Origin of the sequence: Paracoccus jiaweipingae, from assembly GCF_044335505.1 — a bacterium.
Taxonomy (GTDB): domain Bacteria; phylum Pseudomonadota; class Alphaproteobacteria; order Rhodobacterales; family Rhodobacteraceae; genus Paracoccus.
Genome location: NZ_JBISBS010000002.1, coordinates 212,369 through 230,994, shown reverse-complemented (window position 1 = coordinate 230,994; position 18,626 = coordinate 212,369). Strand labels below are relative to the sequence as shown.

The following is an 18,626-nucleotide window of genomic DNA, read 5'->3' as shown; positions in this document are numbered from 1 at the left end:
CATCCGGCTGCGGGGAAATAGTTCAGCGTTAAACTATCCCTAGCGCAACGCGGCGCGGCCCGCAACGGTTCACCTGACGATGACCTCGTCCGCGCGGCCCAGACCCAGCACCTTGCGGGCGCGTTCATCCAGCAGGTCAAGGTCAAGATAGTCATCAGACAGCCGCCGGGTCAGGTTTTTCATCTGCGTGACCTCGGCTTTCAGGGCATCGCGTTCGGCGCGCAGATCGGCGGTTTCGGCCTGCAATTCGATCCGGCGCAGAATGCCCGAGGGGCCTTGCACCGCGGCAAAGGCGAAATAGGCCCCCGACAGGCACATCAGGATCACGATCACCGTCGCACTGATGGAAAAACGCTGGTTCATCCGCTGGTCCCCGGTTCCGTGTTGCTGTTGGCCCTGACGGCCATGATTACGGTGACAGCGCCGGGCGGTCAAACGCTTGGCCGCGCCCCCTGGCCCCGCGCCATGCACGGCGATGCGCGCCCACGTCACGCGCGCCGCTGGTTCCCCGCCGCCATCGGGTGTAAGACAGGGCCGTCAGACAGATCGCGGGGGCGGATATGGCGGCATTGTTGCGACTGATCGGGGTGATGATCGCGCTTGAGGCGCTGTTTTATGTGCTGATCTCGGTCTATCTGCGTTCGCTCAGGCGCGAGGCGCTGGAAGAGGAATGGGACGCCAGCCACCCCGACCAGCCGGGCGATGGTCCGCAGCGCCGCGATTTTGTCGCCGCCCGGATGCGCGGCTTTGACAAGACCCTGCGGGCGCGGCTGGTGGCGCTGGTTTTCGTGTTGCCGACGCTGGCGGTGGCGGCAATCATTTATTACGTCAACTATGCCTGAAGGGGGTGTGGCGATGAATTATGTCATCTGGGGGCTGCGGATCACCTTTGCGCTGATCGTGGCGCTGTTTCTGGACTATACCCTGCCGCATCGCGACACCGTGCGCGTGGTCGAGGCCTCGACCCGGCTGACGCCGATCGGCTGGAACGCGATCTTTTACGCCTCCGAGGATACCGGCACCGTCCAGCACAGTTCCGGTCAGCGCGATATCCGGTTTATCGACACCATCCGCCCAAATGGCAAACCGCTGGTGTTTCGCAACGAGGATACCGGCCTGATCTGGCCGCCCTATTTCAAATATGACAGCGCCAACCTGCAAGCGGTGGCGTCGGATATGAAATCCAGCTCGGGCAATCCGTCATGGGTCAGCGTGTCGTCCTATGGCTGGCGGGTGTCATGGGCCTCGGTCTATCCCAATGCAATTGCGATCCGGCCCGTGGCAGGGCCCGATGACCGCCCGATGAACTGGCCCCGGCTGGTGATGCTGGGGCTGATCGGGCTGTTCCTGCTGTTGATCTGGCGGATGTGGGCGCAGTTTCGCGAACGCATGATCGACCCGGCCATTGACGACCTGGACGCGGCATGGGACCGGGTCGACGCCCGCGCCGATGCCGCCCGCGACCGGGTCGGGGCGCAGGTGACGCAAACCCGTGGCTGGCTGCGCCGCTGGCTGAATCGCGGTCGCAGCTGACCGGGGGGGGAACCGATGGCGGCAATGGACGGGATGCGCGTGATCTGCATCGCCTCGAACGTGCCGGGACCGGCGGCGGCGGGGCTGCTGGCGGCCGAGGGCGCGCAGGTCATCAAGGTGGAACCGCCCTTTGGCGATTACCTGCAATCGCAGGCCCCCGGCTGGTATGACGAACTGAATGCCGGTTTCGACATCCGCCGCATTGACCTGCGCAGCCCCGATGGGTGGGCTGCCTTTACCGCGCTGCTGACCGATGCGGATGTGCTGATTTCAAGCCACCGGCGCGCGGCGCTGACCCGGCTTGGCATCACCGTGCCCGCGCTGGCGCAGATCGCCCCGCAATTATGCTGGGTCGAGGTCGTGGGCGATACCGACGCCCCCGATATTCCCGGCCATGACCTGACCTATCAGGCCGAGGCCGGCCTGCTGGCCCCGCCCGCCATGCCGCGCAGCCTGTTTGCCGATCTGGCCGGGGTGCAGGCGGCGGCGCGCGCGGCGCTGGCGCTGCTGATGGGGCGCGGGCGCGGCGATGCCTGCCGCCACCGGGCGGTGGGCCTGCGGCAGGCGGCGCTGGGGCTGACCGCGCCGCTGCGCCACGGGGTGACGGCGCCGGGCGGGTTTTTGTCGGGGGCGCGGCCTGAATACCGGATTTACGCCCTGCGCGACGGCTGGGTGGCGATGGCCGCGCTAGAGCCGCATTTCCACGACCGCTTTCGTGCCAGCTTTGGTGACGACCCGGCGGTCGCGCTGGCGGCGCTGACCCGCGCGCAGGTCGATGATCTGGCGCGGGCGCGCGATATTCCGCTGTGCACATTGCCCGCTGACTGATCCGGGGGCTTTCCCCCCGCGCGGCGCCATGCCATGACCGGTCTGACCGAACCGAGGGGGATGCGATGGCTTATTCCGTTGACCAGATGCTTGAACGCGGCGGCGCCGGCCCGTTTCAGGCCCGGCTGCTGGCGATTTTTGGGCTGGTCTGGGCCGCCGATGCGATGCAGGTGCTGGCGGTGGGGTTTTCCGCCGCCTCGATCGCGGCGCATTTCGGGCTGACCATTCCGCAGGCGCTGCAAACCGGGACGCTGTTTTTTCTGGGCATGTTCGTCGGCGCCAGCCTGTTCGGGCGGATGGCCGACCGCTTTGGCCGCCGCCGGGTGCTGTTTCTGACCGTGATGTGCGATGCGATCTTTGGCCTGGCCTCGGTCTTTGCCAATGATTTCACGCTGCTGCTGGTGCTGCGTTTCCTGACCGGCGCGGCGGTGGGGGGCACGCTGCCGGTCGATTACGCCATGATGGCCGAATTCCTGCCGCCCCGGTCGCGCGGGCGCTGGCTGGTCTGGCTGGAAGGGTTCTGGGCGGTGGGCACCATCGTCATTGCCGCAACCGCATGGGCCTGTGCGCTGGCGGGCAGCGAACAGACATGGCGCTGGATCTTTGCCGTGGCCGCTTTCCCCGCCCTGATCGGCATCTGGCTGCGGCTGTGGGTGCCGGAATCGCCGATGTTCCTGCTGCGTCAAGGCAACGAAGCCGGCGCGCGGGCGGTGGTGAACAAGGTGCTGGTGACCAATGGCCAGCCGCCGATGGGCGCGGATGAACGCCTTGTCGCCCCGCCCATGCCACAGGGCCGCGCCGGGCTGTTCCGGCCGCAGATGCTGCGCACCACCATTGCGGTGCTGGCGCTGTGGTTTCTGGTCTCGGTCTCTTACTACGGGGTATTCATCTGGCTGCCCTCCAGGCTGGCGACCGAGGGGTTCGGCTTTGTCAAAGGCTATGGCTTTCTGCTGGCGCTGGCGGTGGCGCAACTGCCCGGTTACGCGCTGGCGGCCTGGGGTGTGGAACGCTGGGGGCGCAGGCCGACCTTGCAGTTGTTCCTGCTGATGGCGGCGGCGGGCTGTCTGGCCTTTACGCTGGTGCAATCGCCGCTGGCGGTGGCCGCCGCCCTGCTGGTGATGAGCTTTGCCCTGCTGGGGACATGGGGCGCGCTGTATGCGTTCACGCCTGAACTGTATCCGACCACGCTGCGCGGCACCGGCATGGGGCTGGCCAGCGCGACGGCGCGGCTTGGCGGTCTGCTGGCGCCCTCGCTGCTGGCGGCGGTGATTGTTCGCGATTTCGGGCTGGCCATCGGGGTGTTTGCGGGGCTGCTGGCGCTGGCGGCGGTGGTGACGCTGGCGATCCGCCACGAAACCCGCGCCGAGGCGATCGGTTAAGCCATGCACAGCGGCGGGCTGGATATCGGCGGCACCAAGATCGAGGCGCGGCTGTTCGCGCCCGACCTGTCGGTGCTGGCCAGCCACCGCATTCCGACGCCGCGCGACCTGCCGGGCTTTGTCGCGGCGCTGGCGGCGCAAATCGGCTGGCTGCGCGACCGCGCGGCGCAGCCCGACCTGCCGGTGGGCATCGCCATTCCCGGCATCCCCGACCCGGTCAGCGGGCGGGTGACGGCGGCCAATCTGCCCATCGACGGCGAAAACCTGCCGGCGCTGCTGGCGCGGGCCGGGGGTGGGGTGCTGCCGGTGGTGGTCGACAGCATGGCGCTGGCCCTGTCCGAGGCCAATGGCGGGGCCGGTGACGGCGCGCGCGTGGTCTGCGGGCTGGTCTTTGGCACCGGTTTGGGGGCCGGGCTGTGCATCGACGGCGCGCTGCCGCCGCGCCATGGCGGACTTGGGGTCGAGATCGGCCATACCGGCCTGCCGGCCCGCGCGCTGGCCCGTCACGACCTGCCGCTGTGGCGCTGTGGCTGCGGGCGGGACGGGTGTCTTGAGGCCTATCTGTCCGGCCCGGCGCTGGTGCGGCTGGCGCAATGGGCGGGGCTGGCGCATACCGACGCCCCGGCGCTGGCGCAGGCTGCGGCCGGGGGCGATAAGGCCGCGCAGCGGGTGCTGGCGATCTGGGTCGATCTGGCGGCGGAATGCGTGGATCTGTTGCAACTGGCGCTGGCGCCCGAGGTGGTGGTGCTGGGGGGCGGTTTGTCCAATCTGCCGGATATCGCGCCCCGGCTGGCGCAGGCCCACGCCGCCCGCGCCCTGCCCAACACCCGCGCCCCGGCGATTCGTCTGGCCCGTCATGGCGACGCCAGCGGCGCCCGCGGCGCAGCCATTGCCGCGCGTCAGGCGGCGCGGGCAGGGGGTAAGCGCGCGGGCTGAGGGCAGGCCACGCCGCGCATCCGCCGTGGCGATGCCTTGGGGGGCGATGCCTTGGTGGGCGCGGCTGCGGTGGGGCGGCGGCACGCAGGGCTGCGGCGGGATTGGCTTGCAAACGCGGCGGATATTGGCGGCACTGGCACTGGCACTGGCACTGGCACTGGCACTGGCATTTTCATTAGCACTGACGTCCCTTGTCCCCTGTCCCTTTCTTGGTTCTTGGTTCTTGGTTCTTGGTTCGCTTTGCCCCTTGTCCTTTGCCCCTTGCCCCTTGCCCCTTGCCCCTTGCCCTTTCGCTCTCCCTTTACCTGCTTCAGGTGCTAAGGCATTGCCGCTGTTGCTTACAAAGGGACCGGCGACCGGCGGCAACAACCACCAAGCCGGGGCGGATCTCATGCCGGATGCGGGTGAAAAGCTTTGCTGTGGCGGTGCAGATGCGGCGGGGCGCGGTCCCATCCGTCAGCGCATTGTTGCGCAGTGACCTTTGCATATTGCCGCAGGCGGTGGATTTGCCGGTGGCTCAGCGGGGCCACTCGGCCCCGACAAGCCACCCAGTTTGCCGACCATTGCCGTGAAACAGCCGCCCCGCTTGCCTGCACCGGCCTTTTGCCGTGTGGTGCAGCAGGCGCGGCCCGGCCAGCGCGGGTCAGGCGGCGGCGTCGCTGATGGCGGTCAGACAGCCCGCCAGCGCTGCCATGTCATCACGGATCAGAAAGACCGGTATGGCCTGCGGGATCTGGCGCAGCAGCGGATTGGCCAGAAAGCCATTTTCAAAGGCGGGGATGTGGCGGGCGGCGTTGCGGGCCACGCTGCCGGCCAGAAAGATGCCGTCGCGGGGCAGGTAATGCAGCGCCAGTTCCCGGCACAAAAGCCCCAGCAACCCGACATAAAGGTCCAGCGTGTCCCGCGCCGGTCCCGGCTGTGCCGCCGCATCTGCAATGGCACCGGGGGGCAGGTCGTGACCGGTCAGGCCGCGATGCAGCCGTGCCAAGCCGCGCCCGGAAAACAGATCCTCCAGCGTGGTGGGGGCGTCGTGTTGTCCGGTCTGCAACGCGGGCGGCAGGGCGGCCATTACCATGGCGGGAAGGGCGGTGTGGCCTGCCTCGGCCTCCAGACAGGTGATGCGACCGGCCTGCTGGCGCAGGGCGCACAGGTTCACGCCGGTCCCGGCCCCCAGCACCAGCGCCTGCCCGTTGGAGGCCGCCCCGCCACCTGCGCGCAGCACCGTCAGCTGATCGCCGCGCAGCCCCGGTGCCGCGAACCCCAGTGCCGTCAGGTCGTTGATCAGCCGCACCCGCGCTGCGCCGGTGGTCGCCGCCAGCCCGGCGGCCGAGATGTGCCAGTCGCGATTGGTCAGCCGCGCGGTATCGCCCGCGACCGGCCCCGCCACGGCCAGACAGGCCGCCGCCAGCGCCGGGTTGCCCTGCGTGTCAAGATAGCCGCGCAACAGCGTGTCGAAACAGTGGTGGTCGTCACCGGCAAAGCGCGCCATGCTGTCGGGCATCAGCGCGCCATCGCGCGCCAGCGCCAGCCGCGCATTGGTGCCGCCGATATCCCCGACCAGTGTCAGCCTGCCGCGCGTGGTCCCCATCGGCCTAACCCCCGGCCATCAACGCCTTGCGCAGCATATTCAGCGCCACCAGCAGCAAGAACCCGGCAAAAATGCGTTTCAGCCGCTTTGGGTCGGTGCGGTGCGCCAGCGCGGCGCCAAGGGGGGCGGTCAGCGTGGTCATGGCGATGACAATCAGAAAGGTCGGAATATTGACCGACCCCAGCGTCATTGGCGGCGCGTGATCGGCCGGTGTCAGCAGGAAGGCCGCGACAGAGGGCACCGCGATCAGCGCGCCAAAGCCCGCCGCCGTCGCCACCGCGCGATGGATCGGCCTTCCATGCAGCGTCATGATCGGCACCCCGATCGAGCCACCGCCAATCCCCAGCAGCACCGAGACAAAGCCGGTAAACAGCGCCATCCCCCAGCGTGGCGCACCGGTGGGCATGGCGTCGGCCAGCCGCCAGCTTTGCCGACCGAACAGCATGTAACCGGCGATCACGAAAACCAGCACGCCAAAGATCATCTGCAATGTGGTGCTGCGCAACTGTGCCACGGTCAGCACCCCGGCAATGGCGCCAATGGCAATGCCGGGGGCGAAATCGCGCAGAATGTCCCAGTCGACCGCGCCGCGCCGGTGGTGCGCCATGACCGAGCGGGCCGAGGTGACGATGATCGTCGCTAGCGAGGTCGCCAGACAGACCTGCATCAGGTCGTCCGAGCCATAGCCCGCCTGCGTGAACACATACAGAAAGGCCGGCACCAGCACGATGCCGCCGCCCACCCCCAAAAGCCCGGCCAGCACCCCGGCAAAGGCGCCGGTGGCGGCAAGGGTCAGGGCGGGCAGGATCAGGTCTTGGGTCATGTCATCACCGGGTCGGGCCGAAACGCCCCTTGATTGCGCGCCCGCTGTGCAAGGGCAAGCCCTGCGGGGCTGGTTTTCATCATGCGCACCGCCTTTTCCGAATCATCGCCCGACCGGTGTCGCATAAAAGAATGGATATCCGGTTAACGCGCCTCAGGACACCGCCGCCAGCGCCCGGTCATAGACCGCCAGCGCCTGCGCGGGGGTCTTGGCCTGCGGGGCGCCCTCGGACAGGATGCGGCGCCATTGCCGCGCGCCGGGGCGGGCGTGGAACAGCCCCAGCATATGCCGGGTGATCTGATGCAGGCGACCGTCCCGTTCCAGATGCGCGGCGATATAGGGCCGCATGGCCGCCGCTGCCTGCGCCGGGCCTTCAAAGGCCGGGGCATCACCCCACAGCCGGTCCGCCGCGCCAAGCATGTCCCAGGGCTGGTGATAGGCCGCGCGCCCGATCATCACCCCATCCATGACCTGCAATTGCGCGGCCACCGCATCCGTGTCGGCAATGCCGCCATTGATCGACAGGTGCAGGTCGGGAAAAGCCGCCTTCATCCGGTGCACCAGATCGTAATCCAGCGGCGGGATTTCGCGGTTATCTTTGGGTGACAGGCCCTGAAGCCACGCCTTGCGGGCATGGATGGTCAGCCGCCGCAGCCCGGCATCGCGCATCCGCGCCAGAAAGTCGGGCAGCACCTGTTCGGGGTCTTGATCATCGACGCCGATGCGGCATTTCACCGTGACCTCGACCGGGCTGACATCCTGCATGGCGCGCACGCAATCGACCACCAGATCGGGGGTTTTCATCAGCACTGCGCCGAAACAGCCCGACTGGACCCGGTCGCTGGGGCAGCCGACATTCAGGTTGATTTCGTCATAGCCCCAATCGGCGGCGATGCGCGTCGCGGCGCGCAGCTCGGCCGGGTCCGATCCGCCGATTTGCAGCGCCACCGTATGTTCGGCGGGGTCATAGTCCAGCAGCATGGCGCGTTTGCCGTGAATGATCGCCGGTGCGGTGACCATTTCGGTATAAAGCAGCGCGCGGCGCGACAGCAGGCGGTGAAACCAGCGGCAATGCCGGTCGGTCCAGTCCATCATCGGTGCCACCGACAGCCGCGCGGCGCGGGTGGGCGTCACGCTGTCGGGTGTCGGGGTGCCGGGGGCAGGCATCGGGGTGGCGGTCATTGCGGCGGCAGGCATCGGGGCGGCGGTCATGCGCCGTCCCGGTGACGCAGCGACAGGCCGTTATGGAACAGGTGCAGGGCCTCGGGGGGGGCGGTCAGGCGCACCCGCCGATGCAGCATGTCGCTGTGAATGCCGGGGATCTTGGCGATCACCGGTCCGGTCTGGCCGGGGCCGTCGAAATAAAGCAGCGTGACCTCGCCCAGGGCCTCGATCAGGGTGACCTGGGCCTCGAACAGGGCGGGTTCGTCATCGCGGGCGATGCGCAGATCCTCGGGGCGGATGCCCAGATTGACATCAAGGCCGCGATCAGTGGGGGTGCTTGGCACCGGCACGGTGGCGCCAAGGCCCGACCCCAGCGTGACCACGGTTGCCGCGCCGGTCGTGGCAATTTGCGCGGGCAGCAGGTTCATCGCCGGGCTGCCGATAAAGCGGGCGACGAATTCGGTGCGCGGGTCGCGATACAGATCCAGCGGCGCGCCGACCTGTGCAATGCCGCCATGGGCCAGAACCACGATGCGGTCGGCCAGGGTCATCGCCTCGGTCTGGTCATGGGTGACATAGATCATCGTGCGGTCGGGCATCGAGGCCTTCAGCTGTGCCAGCTCGATCCGGGTGGCCACGCGCAGCGCCGCGTCAAGGTTCGACAGCGGTTCGTCGAACAGATACACCTTGGGGTCGCGCACGATTGCCCGGCCAATCGCCACGCGCTGGCGCTGGCCGCCCGACAGCGCCTTGGGCAGGCGGTCCAGATAGGGCGTCAGTTGCAGCATCTGGCCTGCGCGGTCGGTGGCGGCGCGGATGTCGTCACGCGATTTGCCCGCGATTTTCAGTGCAAAGCCCATATTGTCGCGCACCGTCATATGCGGGTAAAGCGCGTAGGATTGGAACACCATCGCAATGCCGCGCTGCGCGGGCGGGACGTCGTTCATCACCACCCCGTCGATTTCCAGCGTGCCGCCGCTGATCTGTTCCAGCCCGGCAATCATCCGCAGCAGGGTCGATTTCCCACAGCCCGACGGCCCGACAAAGACGATGAATTCGCCCGAACGGATATGCAGGTCGATACCGGACAGCACCGGCACCTTGCCATAGGATTTGGCGATATCGGTCAGTTTCAGATCTGCCATCGGTCAGCCTTTCACCATCTGCACCTGCCACGGGTCCAGCCCGGCATGGGCGCTGTCCGACAGGTTGGCGCGCAGGGTCAGGCGGGCATCGGCGTTTTCGCGGGTGATGTCCAGCACCGGGCCATCGGCGCGCAGGGCGATGTCGCCATTGCGCAGAACCGGGTTGTCACGGCGCAGGGCAATGGCGCGGCGGTAATGGTTCAGCAGCGAGTGCGGTTGGCGGTCCTGCACGGCCACCGACAATGGCGGATGCGCGGCGGGAACGGGCAGCCACGGCGTGCCGGTGGTAAAACCGCCAAGCGGGGTGTCGTCCCAGACCATTGGAGTGCGGCAACCGTCGCGGCCCTTGAATTCCGGCCAGAATTCAATGCCGTAAGGGTCTTGCAGGTCGTCAAAGGCGATGTCGGCCTCGGGCAGGCCCAGTTCCTCGCCCTGATACAGACAGACCGAGCCGCGCAGGCACATCAACACGGTGGCATAGGCGCGGGCGGCGGCGTCGGACAGGTTCCAGCGGCTGATATGGCGCACCACGTCGTGGTTGGAAAACGCCCAGCAGGGCCAGCCATCGGGGGCGTTTTCAGCCGCTGCCTGAAATACCTGAACGATGCGGGCGGCGGTCAGGTCAGCGCCGGACAGAAAGTCGAACACATAAGACATATGCATCCGCCCCGGCACGCCGGTATAGTCGTTCAGCACCTGCCACGCGTTTTCGCTGTCACCGATTTCACCCACCGCGGCGGCGCCGTAAGGGTCCATCACCGCGCGCAGCTTTTCCAGAAAGCCGATATTTTCCGGGCGCGATTTGTCATAGACATGGCTTTGGTGGTTATAGGGGTTCACCGCCGGGGCGGTGTCGGATTTGCGCAATTCCGGTGCCAGCGGCGGGTTGTCGCGCAGTTCCGCGTCATGGGTATAGAAATTGATCGTGTCCAGCCGGAACCCGTCCACCCCGCGATCCAGCCAGAACCGCGCCACATCCAGCAGCGCGTCCTGCACATCGGGGTTGTGAAAATTCAGGTCGGGCTGGCTGGTCAGGAAATTATGCAGGTAATACTGGCAGCGCCGCGCATCCCATTGCCAGGCGCTGCCGCCAAAGATCGACAGCCAGTTATTGGGCGGCGTGCCGTCGGGCTTTGGGTCGGCCCAGACATACCAGTCGGCGCGGGCATTGTCGCGGCTGGCGCGGCTTTCGGCAAACCACGGGTGCTGGTCCGCGCTGTGCGACAAAACAAGGTCGATCATCACCGCCAGCCCCAGATCATGCGCCCGCGCGACCAGCGCGTCGAAATCGTCCAGCGTGCCGAACATCGGGTCGATGTCGCGATAATCGCTGACGTCATAGCCGAAATCCTTCATCGGGGACCGAAAGAACGGGCTGATCCAGATCGCATCCACGCTAAGGCTGGCAATATGGGGCAGGCGGCGGGTAATGCCGGGCAGATCGCCCACACCGTCGCCATCGCTGTCCTGATAGCTGCGCGGATAGACCTGATAGATCACCGCGCCTTTCCACCAATCGGCGGGTTTGCTTAACTGACTGGACATTTCAGCCCCCTTTCACCGACCCGGCCAGCAGGCCGCGCACAAGATATTTTTGCATCGCAAAGAACACCAGCAGCGGCACCGCGATAGAGATAAAGGCGCTGGTGGCCAAAACCTCCCACTCGCCGCCCTTTGACCCCATCAATTCGCGCAGCAGCCCGGTCATGACCAGCTGGTCGCTGGTATTGCCAAGGAACACGGTGGCGACCAGCAGGTCGTTCCAGACCCACAGGAACTGGAAAATGGCAAAGCTGGCCAGCGCCGGAAACGACAGCGGCAGGATGATGCGGCGAAAGATCTGGAATTCGGTCGCGCCATCGACGCGGGCGCTTTCGATCACCTCGCGCGGCAGGCCGGCCATGTAATTGCGCAACAGGTAAATCGCCAGCGGCAGGCCAAAGCCGGTATGCGCCAGCCAGATCCCCAGATAACCCTTGCCGATGCCGATCTCATTATGCAGCCGCAACAGCGGGATCAGCGCGATTTGCAGCGGCACCACCAGCAGGCCGACGACAAAGGCCGTCAGCAGCGCCCGCCCCGGAAACCGCATCCAGGCCAGCGCATAGGCCGCGAATGCCGCGATCAGGATGGGAATGACCGTCGCCGGGATGGTCACGGTCAGCGTGTTCATGAAGGCCCGGCCCAGACCCTCGGCGGCGATCACGCGGCGGTAATTCCGGGTGGTAAAGCGGGGCGGCTGATGGGTGGTGGTAAAGATGCGCTGACCCCGTTTCATCTGGAACGGTCGGGCCGAGCTGAGGCGGTAATCACCGTTTTCCTGAACGCTTAACGTCTGGCCATCGGCCAGCTGCACGCTGTCGCCCGGTTTGTGCGCGGCAGGCTGACGCGCGCGTGTGCCCCAGCCGACAAGGGTTTCGTCACCGGTCAGGACATTGCCCTCGATCACATAAAACCCGTCGCGGCGGGTTGCCTCATCGCCGGTGCCGGTGCGCACAAAGCCGGTCTGTTCCGCCCCCGACAGTGCCGCCCACCAGCCCGATTGGGTGATCTGGTCGCGGTCGCGAAATGACGACACGAACAGTCCCAGCGTCGGGATCGTCCACAGCACCACCAGCACCAGCGCCGCCAGATTGACCGCCCAGACCAGCGCGGGCCTGCGTCCTGCCATGCCGGTCATGGCTGCACCTCGCGCCGGACATTGCGCATGTTCCAGACCATGATCGGCGTGACCATCAGCATCAGGATAATCGCGATGGCGGAACCGCGCCCGTAATCGGGCGTGCCCCGGAACATCCAGTCATACATCAGGTTGGCCAGCACCTGTGTGCCCCACTGGCCATTGGTCATCACGAAAACAATGTCGAACACCTTCAGCACGGTGATGGTGATGGTGGTCCAGACAACGGCGATGGTGCCCATGATCTGGGGCACCTTGATGCGAAAGAACACCTGCCATGGCGATGCGCCATCCAGCACGGCGGCCTCGATCGTTTCCTCGGGGATGCCGCGCAGGGCGGCGGACAGGATCACCATGGCAAAGCCGGTCTGGATCCAGATCAGCACGATCATCAGGAAGAAATTGTTCCAGAAGGGCAGGGTCAGCCATAATTGCGGATCGCCCCCCAGCGCGGTGACAATGGCATTCAGCAGTCCGATCTGGTCCTGCCCCGCGCCGCGATATTCATAGATGAATTTCCAGATCACCCCCGCCCCGACAAAGGAAATCGCCATCGGCATGAAGATCAGCGATTTGCCGATGCTGCCCCATGCCAGCCGGTCGGTCAGTTGCGCCGCCACCAGCCCGATCAGGGTCGAGGCAGCGGGCACCACCAGCAGCCACAGGATATTGTTCAGGATCGTGCCCTGAAAATCGCCGTCCCGCGCCAGCCACAGATAGTTGTCCAGACCGACATAGCTGCGCCCGGTGGCATCCTGAAGCGACAGCCACAGCGAATAAAAGATCGGATAAACCAGATACAGCGCCAGCAGCAGGATCGCCGGGCCAAGAAACAGCCACGGCCGGATCAGGTTCGCGCGGCGGATATTGCGCGCCGCATTCGCCCCGCGTGGCGGAAAGATCAGGTCAAGGATCAGGTTCGACCCCCAGAACCACGCGACACAGCCGAACACGCCGGTAACGATGGTTCGGGTCGCCAAGGCGAACAGCTCCATTCCCGGTTTTCCTTTTCCTGTTGTGCCGCGCGGCCAAGGCGCGGTGGATGACAGTTTCAGCCCCGGAACGCAACAGGGCCGGGCATGGCGCCCGGCCCCGTGTCAGTCCCTGCGATCACAGGCCGGGGCCGGTTATTTCAGCGTGTCCCATTTGGCCTGAACCGCATCGGCCACCGCCTGCGCCGACTGGCCGCCGACGAAATCGACCATGCCGGTCCAGAACTGGCCCGCGCCAATGGCGCCCGGCATCAGGTCGGACCCGTCAAAGCCGAATGTGGTGGCCTGCAACAGGATATCGCCCATCTTGCGCTGGGTGTCATTGGCATAGGCATCGGGGTTGACCGATTTCAGCGGGGTGACAAAACCCGATTGCGCCATCCAGATCTCATGCGCGAGGGGGGTTTGCAAAAAGGCGATAAAGGCCGCGCCGACCGGGTTGTCGCGCATCATCGCGAAACTGGTGCCGCCCCCCAGAACCGGCTTGCCCAGATCCTTGTCGGCATAGGCGGGGAAATAGAAGAAATCGGCATCGGTGCCGATCTCGGTCTCGTCCGGGAAGAAGGACGGGATGAAAGATGCCTGACGGTGCATCCAGCATTGCGGCGGGCTGGTGAACAGGCCCTTGGGGCTGTCGCGGAAATCGGTGCTGCTGACGGCCCCGGCACCCCCGGCGACGAAGGCGTCGTTTCTGGCGAACCAGCCGAATTCCTCGATGGCGGCGACGACTTTGGGGTCGTTGAAGGCCAGTTTGTTGGTCGTCCAGTCGCGGTAATCGGCGGGGCTGTTAAGGCGCAGCATCAGGTCCTCGACCCAGTCGGTGGCGGGCCAGCCGGTGGCCCCGCCCGACCCCAGCCCGATGCACCACGGGGTTTCGCCATCCGCGGCCATCTGTTCGGTCAGCGCCTTCAGATCCTCCATCGTTTCGGGCACGTCGTAACCCGCATCGGCAAAGTTTTCCGGCACATACCAGACCAGCGATTTCACATCCGCCTTGAACGGAAAGGCGTAAACGGCGGGGGTGCCATCGGCCCCGGCATAGGTCACCAGATCGGCCCAACTGTCGCCCGCGGCATAGTTCTGGCGGAGCCAGTCGCCGGTCCCGTCGGGCATCGGCTTCAGATAGCCCTTGCGCGCCAGATCGGCGGCCAGACCGGGCTGCGGGAACACCGCCATGTCCGGGGGCGAGCCGGCCTCGCTGTCGATGACGATTTGCTGTTCGAACGTGTCCGAGCCGGAATAATTGACCCTGGCCCCGGTCGCGTCCTCGAAATACGGGATCAGCGAAGTGAACAGGTCTTTATCCGCCCCCAGCCACGGGCCAAGGATGGTCAGGCTTTGCCCCTCCAGCCCCGGATGGGCGGCTTTGAAATCGGCAAGGCTTTGCCAGTTCAGCCGGCTGTCCCCGCCGATCGGGAACACCATGTCGGCCTGCGCGGTGCCGGCGGTCGCGGCCAGAAACGTGGTCAGGGTCAGAAGGCGTTTCATCGCGGTCCTCATGTGATGGGGCGCGCAGGGCCGCGCCCGGATGTGATTCGCGCGCCGGTCCGACGCGGCTGTGACGGTGTCAGGCCAGAATGGCCGCGCGCGCCCCCGCTGTCAAAGCCGCGCCTGTCGCGGCCTCAGACGCTGACCCCGAACAGCCGCCCGACACCGGCGGTCACGGCCATGGCAAAGGCGCCCCAGATCACCACCCGCGCCACCGCGCGGGCCATCGGCGCGCGGCCCGCCCATGCCCCCAGCGCCCCCAGCAGCGCCAGCGCCAGCAGCGTCACCACCAGCACCACCGGGATGATCGTATCGGCGGGGGCAAACCAGCTCGCCAGAACCGGCAGCGCCGCCGCCGCCGAAAAGGTCAGCCCCGAGGTAAAGGCCGCCTGCAACGGGTTCGCGGCGTGGACCTCGGACAGGCCCATTTCGTCGCGGATATGGGCGGCCAGCGCGTCATGTTCGTGCAATTCGCGCGCCACCGTCGCGGCGGTTTGCGGCGTCAGCCCGCGCGCGCGCCAGATCCCGGCCAGTTCGGCCATTTCATCGGCGGGCATGTCGTGCAGGGCCTGCTTTTCGCGGGCAATATCGGCGCGCTCGATATCGGATTGCGAGCTGACGGACACATATTCACCCGCTGCCATCGACATCGCCCCGGCGGCCAGACCGGCGACACCGGCCAGCGCCACCGCCTGTGGCCCGGCCCCCGAGGCCGCGACCCCGACGATCAGCGAACTGACCGAAACGATGCCGTCATTGGCCCCCAGCACAGCCGCGCGCAGCCAGCCGCTGCGGTTGACCAGATGCGGATCGTCAGGATGGGCCGAGGGAAGCGTGCGGTCGGAACGGGTCATGGGCTTGCCTTTCACGGGGCTGGCTTGGGGGCGGGGTGCCCCGGAATGGGGCGGGGGTTTTTCCAGCCGGTGCTGCGCGGGTCCGGGTCAGGCGGCGCGCAGGCCGGGCGGGGGCGGGGCAGGGGCGTGAACCGCCCCGGCATCGGGTCAGCGGTCACCGGCGCGTTCGGCGGCCTTGGCGGCATCCCACAGCGCGTCCATTTCGGCCAGATCGCTGTCTTGCGGGCTGCGGCCCTGTTCGGCCAGCGCGGCCTCGATCGACCGGAAGCGGCGGGTGAATTTGGCATTGGCGCCGCGCAGGGCCTCTTCGGGGTCGATGTCCAGATGCCGGGCCAGATTGGCCATGACGAACATCAGATCGCCGTATTCCTCGACCAGATGGGCGCGGGCGGCGTCATTCGGGCCGGTCTGGCCGGCGGCGTTGCGCGCTGTGTCATTGGCCTCGACCAGTTCGGCGCATTCCTCGTGGATCTTGTCCAGCACCGCGCCGGCATCGGGCCAGTCAAACCCCACCCGCGCGGCGCGGTTTTGCAGCTTGACCGCCCGCGTCAGCGCCGGCAGTCCCAGCGCCACGCCGTCCAGCACGCCCTTTTCGGCGCGACCGGCACGTTCCTTTGCCTTGATTTCTTCCCAGTCTTTGACCTGTTGCGCGGCGGATTTGTCGCGCGATTCGTCGCCAAAGACATGCGGATGGCGAAACACCAGCTTATCCGCGATTGACCGCGCCACGGCGGCGAAATCGAACATCCCGGCCTCGTCCGCCATCTGGGCGTGAAACACCACCTGAAGCAGAAGGTCGCCCAGTTCGCCGGGGAATTCGTCCCATGCCTCGCGGGCGACGGCATCCGCGACCTCGTGCGCCTCTTCGATGGTATAGGGGGTGATTGAGGCGAAGGTTTGTTCAATATCCCACGGGCAGCCGCTGTCAGGGTCGCGCAGCGCGGCCATAATGCCGATCAGCCGCGCGATCTGGTCCTGGGCATCACGGTATCGTGCGGGGTCCGTGGGGGCGGTCTGGGTCATGGCGGTGTCCATCGGTTGTATTGCGGGCGCAGGCGTCATCGGGCGAAGGGCGGCACAGGCGGCATCGCCGGACCGGCCATTGCCGCGCGGCGCCATTCTTGCCAATAGCACCGCCCGCGTCTAGGGTGCGCGGCGACTGAATGCCCCGCCTGCGCGGGAACCGACACCAAAAGGATAGCCCATGTTCGCAACCCCCGCCTTTGCCCAGGCCGCCGCCCCCGGTGGCGCCAGTGCGCTGACCCAGTTCATTCCGCTGATCCTGATCTTCGTGATCATGTATTTCCTGATGATCCGGCCCCAGCAAAAGCGGCTGAAGGAACATCGCCAGATGGTCGACGCCATTTCCCGTGGCGATCAGGTGGTCACCGCCGGTGGCCTGATCGGCAAGGTCACCAACGTCATGGACGACCAGATCGAGGTCGAGATCGCCCAGGGCGTCAAGGTGAAGGTGGTGCGTTCGACCGTGGGTCAGGTGCTGAACAAGACCGCCCCGGCCAAAGCCTGAACCTGATCTGAAAGGCGTCGCCATGTTGCAGATCCCTTTGTGGAAGCGCATCGTCATTATCGGGCTGTGCGTGATCGGCCTTGTCTGGGCGATGCCCAACCTGTTCTACAAACGGGTCGAGGCCCATAACGATGCCGTGATCGCGATTGAGCGCAGCGGCGTCGAAACCCCGGAGCAGGCCGCCGCGATCGCGGACTGGCCCAGCTGGCTGCCCAATGGGCTGGTCAATCTGGGGCTGGACCTGCGCGGCGGCGCGCATCTGCTGGCCGAGGTTCACGTCAGCGACGTCTATCAGGCGCGGATGAACAGCCTGTGGCCCGAATTGCGCAACGCCCTTGCGGCCGAGCGTGGCACCATCGGCGCGATCCGCCGCATCAAGGCCCCCGACGGCCAGTTGCAGATCGAGATCGGCAACCCCGACCAGATGCCCCGCGCCGTGGAAATCGCCCGCGGCTTTGCCACACCGGTCAGTTCGCTGACCGGGGCCGGACAGAACGATCTGGACATCAGGGGGCAGGGCAAGACCCTGACCATTCAGCTGTCGGATGCCGAAAAATCCGCCACCAATGACCGCACCATCCAGCAATCGCTGGAAATCGTGCGCCGCCGCGTGGACGAGGTCGGCACCCGCGAACCCACCATTATGCGTCAGGGTGCCGACCGCATCCTGATTCAGGTGCCCGGCATCGGTTCCGCGGAAGAGCTGAAAAAGCTGATCGGCACCACCGCGAAACTGACCTTTAACCCGGTCGTGGGCCGTGGCGTCGACCCCGATGCCCGCCCCGGTGTGGGCAATGTCGTGTTGCCGTCGCTGGATGAAAAAGGCGTGTATTACACGCTTGAGGAATCGCCCGTCGTCACCGGCGAGGACCTGACCGACGCCCGCCCCAGCTTTGACCAGAACGGCCAGCCGGCGGTCGATTTCCGCTTTGGGCCTTCGGGGGCGAAACGCTTTGGCGCCTATACCTCGGCCAATATCGGTCAGCCTTTCGCCATCGTGCTGGATGGCAAGGTGATCTCGGCCCCGGTGATCCGGCAGGCGATCACCACCGGGTCGGGCCAGATCTCGGGGGCGATGGATGTCGAAGGGTCCACCCGGCTGGCGGTGCTGCTGCGCGCCGGTGCCCTGCCCGCCGAAATGACCTTCCTCGAGGAACGCACCGTCGGGCCGGAACTGGGACAGGACAGCATCGACGCCGGGCGGCTGGCCGCCAGTGTCGGCTTTGTCGCCGTGGTGGTGCTGATGATGGCCAGCTATGGCCTGTTCGGGGTGTTCGCGGCCATTGCGCTGACCATCAATATGGGGCTGATCTTTGGCCTGCTGTCGATGATCGGCGCGACGCTGACCCTGCCGGGCATCGCCGGGATCGTGTTGACCATCGGGATGGCGGTTGATGCCAATGTGCTGGTCTTTGAACGCATCCGCGAGGAACTGAAACGTGCCAAGGGACCGGCGCGCGCCATTGATCAGGGCTATCAGCACGCCATGTCGGCCATCGTCGATGCCAATGTGACCACGCTGATCATCGCGGGCATCCTGTTCATGCTGGGGTCCGGCCCGGTCAAGGGCTTTGCGGTGACGCTGGCGATCGGGATCATCACCTCGGTCTTTACGGCGCTGTGGGTGACCCGGCTTATGACGGTGACGTGGTTCGAATACCGCCGTCCCAAAACCATCGAGGTGTGAC

The 18,626-nt window shown here is 66.5% G+C and carries 18 protein-coding genes; 7 read left to right on the top strand and 11 right to left on the bottom strand.

The annotated features are described in order from the left end of the window. Positions 1-69 precede the first annotated feature (69 nt). Entirely contained in the window at positions 70-363 is a 294-nt protein-coding gene (locus ACFXP9_RS04560) for an FtsB family cell division protein (RefSeq protein WP_397206212.1), read from the bottom strand. A 197-nt stretch (positions 364-560) separates the two neighbouring features. Here ACFXP9_RS04560 and ACFXP9_RS04555 point away from each other — a divergent pair, with 197 nt between their 5' ends. The 5 genes from ACFXP9_RS04555 (at position 561) to ACFXP9_RS04535 (ending at position 4,676) form a co-directional block, all read left to right on the top strand. After that, positions 561-842, top strand: coding sequence for a hypothetical protein (locus ACFXP9_RS04555; RefSeq protein ID WP_397206210.1), 282 nt, complete (start codon positions 561-563; stop codon positions 840-842). Positions 843-855: 13 nt separating this feature from the next. Beyond that, positions 856-1,533 (top strand): DUF1523 family protein, encoded by a 678-nt coding sequence (locus tag ACFXP9_RS04550; RefSeq protein ID WP_397206208.1) that lies wholly within the window; start codon positions 856-858, stop codon positions 1,531-1,533. A 15-nt stretch (positions 1,534-1,548) separates the two neighbouring features. Then, the gene (locus ACFXP9_RS04545; RefSeq protein ID WP_397206206.1) at positions 1,549-2,361 is read left to right on the top strand and encodes a CoA transferase; all 813 of its coding nucleotides are present in this window, start codon (positions 1,549-1,551) and stop codon (positions 2,359-2,361) included. Between the two features lie 65 nt (positions 2,362-2,426). Continuing rightward, positions 2,427-3,740, top strand: coding sequence for an MFS transporter (locus tag ACFXP9_RS04540; protein ID WP_397206204.1), 1,314 nt, complete (start codon positions 2,427-2,429; stop codon positions 3,738-3,740). A 3-nt stretch (positions 3,741-3,743) separates the two neighbouring features. Further along, positions 3,744-4,676 (top strand): ROK family protein, encoded by a 933-nt coding sequence (locus ACFXP9_RS04535; RefSeq protein WP_397206202.1) that lies wholly within the window; start codon positions 3,744-3,746, stop codon positions 4,674-4,676. 643 nt (positions 4,677-5,319) lie between these two features. Here the strand turns inward: ACFXP9_RS04535 and ACFXP9_RS04530 are convergent. From ACFXP9_RS04530 to mazG, 10 genes are all read right to left on the bottom strand, one after another. After that, complete coding sequence (locus tag ACFXP9_RS04530) at positions 5,320-6,264, bottom strand: glucokinase (RefSeq protein WP_397206200.1); 945 nt, start codon at positions 6,262-6,264, stop codon at positions 5,320-5,322. A 4-nt stretch (positions 6,265-6,268) separates the two neighbouring features. Continuing rightward, a complete protein-coding gene (locus tag ACFXP9_RS04525; protein ID WP_397206198.1) occupies positions 6,269-7,087 on the bottom strand; it encodes a sulfite exporter TauE/SafE family protein in 819 nt (272 codons plus the stop codon). A 153-nt stretch (positions 7,088-7,240) separates the two neighbouring features. Next, on the bottom strand, positions 7,241-8,254 hold the full coding sequence (dusA, locus tag ACFXP9_RS04520; protein ID WP_397206641.1) for a tRNA dihydrouridine(20/20a) synthase DusA: 1,014 nt from the start codon (positions 8,252-8,254) through the stop codon (positions 7,241-7,243). Positions 8,255-8,295: 41 nt separating this feature from the next. After that, entirely contained in the window at positions 8,296-9,396 is a 1,101-nt protein-coding gene (locus tag ACFXP9_RS04515; protein WP_397206196.1) for an ABC transporter ATP-binding protein, read from the bottom strand. 3 nt (positions 9,397-9,399) lie between these two features. Next, positions 9,400-10,941: an alpha-amylase family glycosyl hydrolase gene (locus ACFXP9_RS04510; RefSeq protein WP_397206195.1), complete on the bottom strand. Its 1,542-nt coding sequence runs from the start codon at positions 10,939-10,941 to the stop codon at positions 9,400-9,402. A 1-nt stretch (position 10,942) separates the two neighbouring features. After that, positions 10,943-12,076 carry a carbohydrate ABC transporter permease gene (locus ACFXP9_RS04505; protein WP_397206193.1) on the bottom strand — a complete coding sequence of 378 codons (1,134 nt, stop codon included), beginning with the start codon at positions 12,074-12,076 and terminating at the stop codon, positions 10,943-10,945. Then, a complete protein-coding gene (locus tag ACFXP9_RS04500; protein WP_397206191.1) occupies positions 12,073-13,071 on the bottom strand; it encodes a carbohydrate ABC transporter permease in 999 nt (332 codons plus the stop codon). Before ACFXP9_RS04500 ends, ACFXP9_RS04505 begins: the two co-directional genes overlap by 4 nt. 132 nt (positions 13,072-13,203) lie before the next feature. Further along, complete coding sequence (locus tag ACFXP9_RS04495; protein WP_397206189.1) at positions 13,204-14,556, bottom strand: ABC transporter substrate-binding protein; 1,353 nt, start codon at positions 14,554-14,556, stop codon at positions 13,204-13,206. Between the two features lie 134 nt (positions 14,557-14,690). Continuing rightward, positions 14,691-15,410, bottom strand: a complete 720-nt coding sequence (locus tag ACFXP9_RS04490) for a VIT1/CCC1 transporter family protein (RefSeq protein ID WP_397206187.1) — start codon at positions 15,408-15,410, stop codon at positions 14,691-14,693. A gap of 147 nt (positions 15,411-15,557) precedes the next feature. Then, positions 15,558-16,433, bottom strand: coding sequence for a nucleoside triphosphate pyrophosphohydrolase (gene mazG, locus ACFXP9_RS04485; RefSeq protein WP_397206186.1), 876 nt, complete (start codon positions 16,431-16,433; stop codon positions 15,558-15,560). Positions 16,434-16,614: 181 nt separating this feature from the next. On the opposite strand from mazG, the gene yajC reads away from it, so the two are divergent. Together yajC and secD are read left to right on the top strand one after the other, a co-directional pair. Next, on the top strand, positions 16,615-16,938 hold the full coding sequence (yajC, locus tag ACFXP9_RS04480) for a preprotein translocase subunit YajC (protein WP_397206184.1): 324 nt from the start codon (positions 16,615-16,617) through the stop codon (positions 16,936-16,938). Between the two features lie 22 nt (positions 16,939-16,960). Continuing rightward, entirely contained in the window at positions 16,961-18,625 is a 1,665-nt protein-coding gene (secD, locus tag ACFXP9_RS04475) for a protein translocase subunit SecD (protein WP_397206182.1), read from the top strand. Position 18,626: the final 1 nt, after the last annotated feature.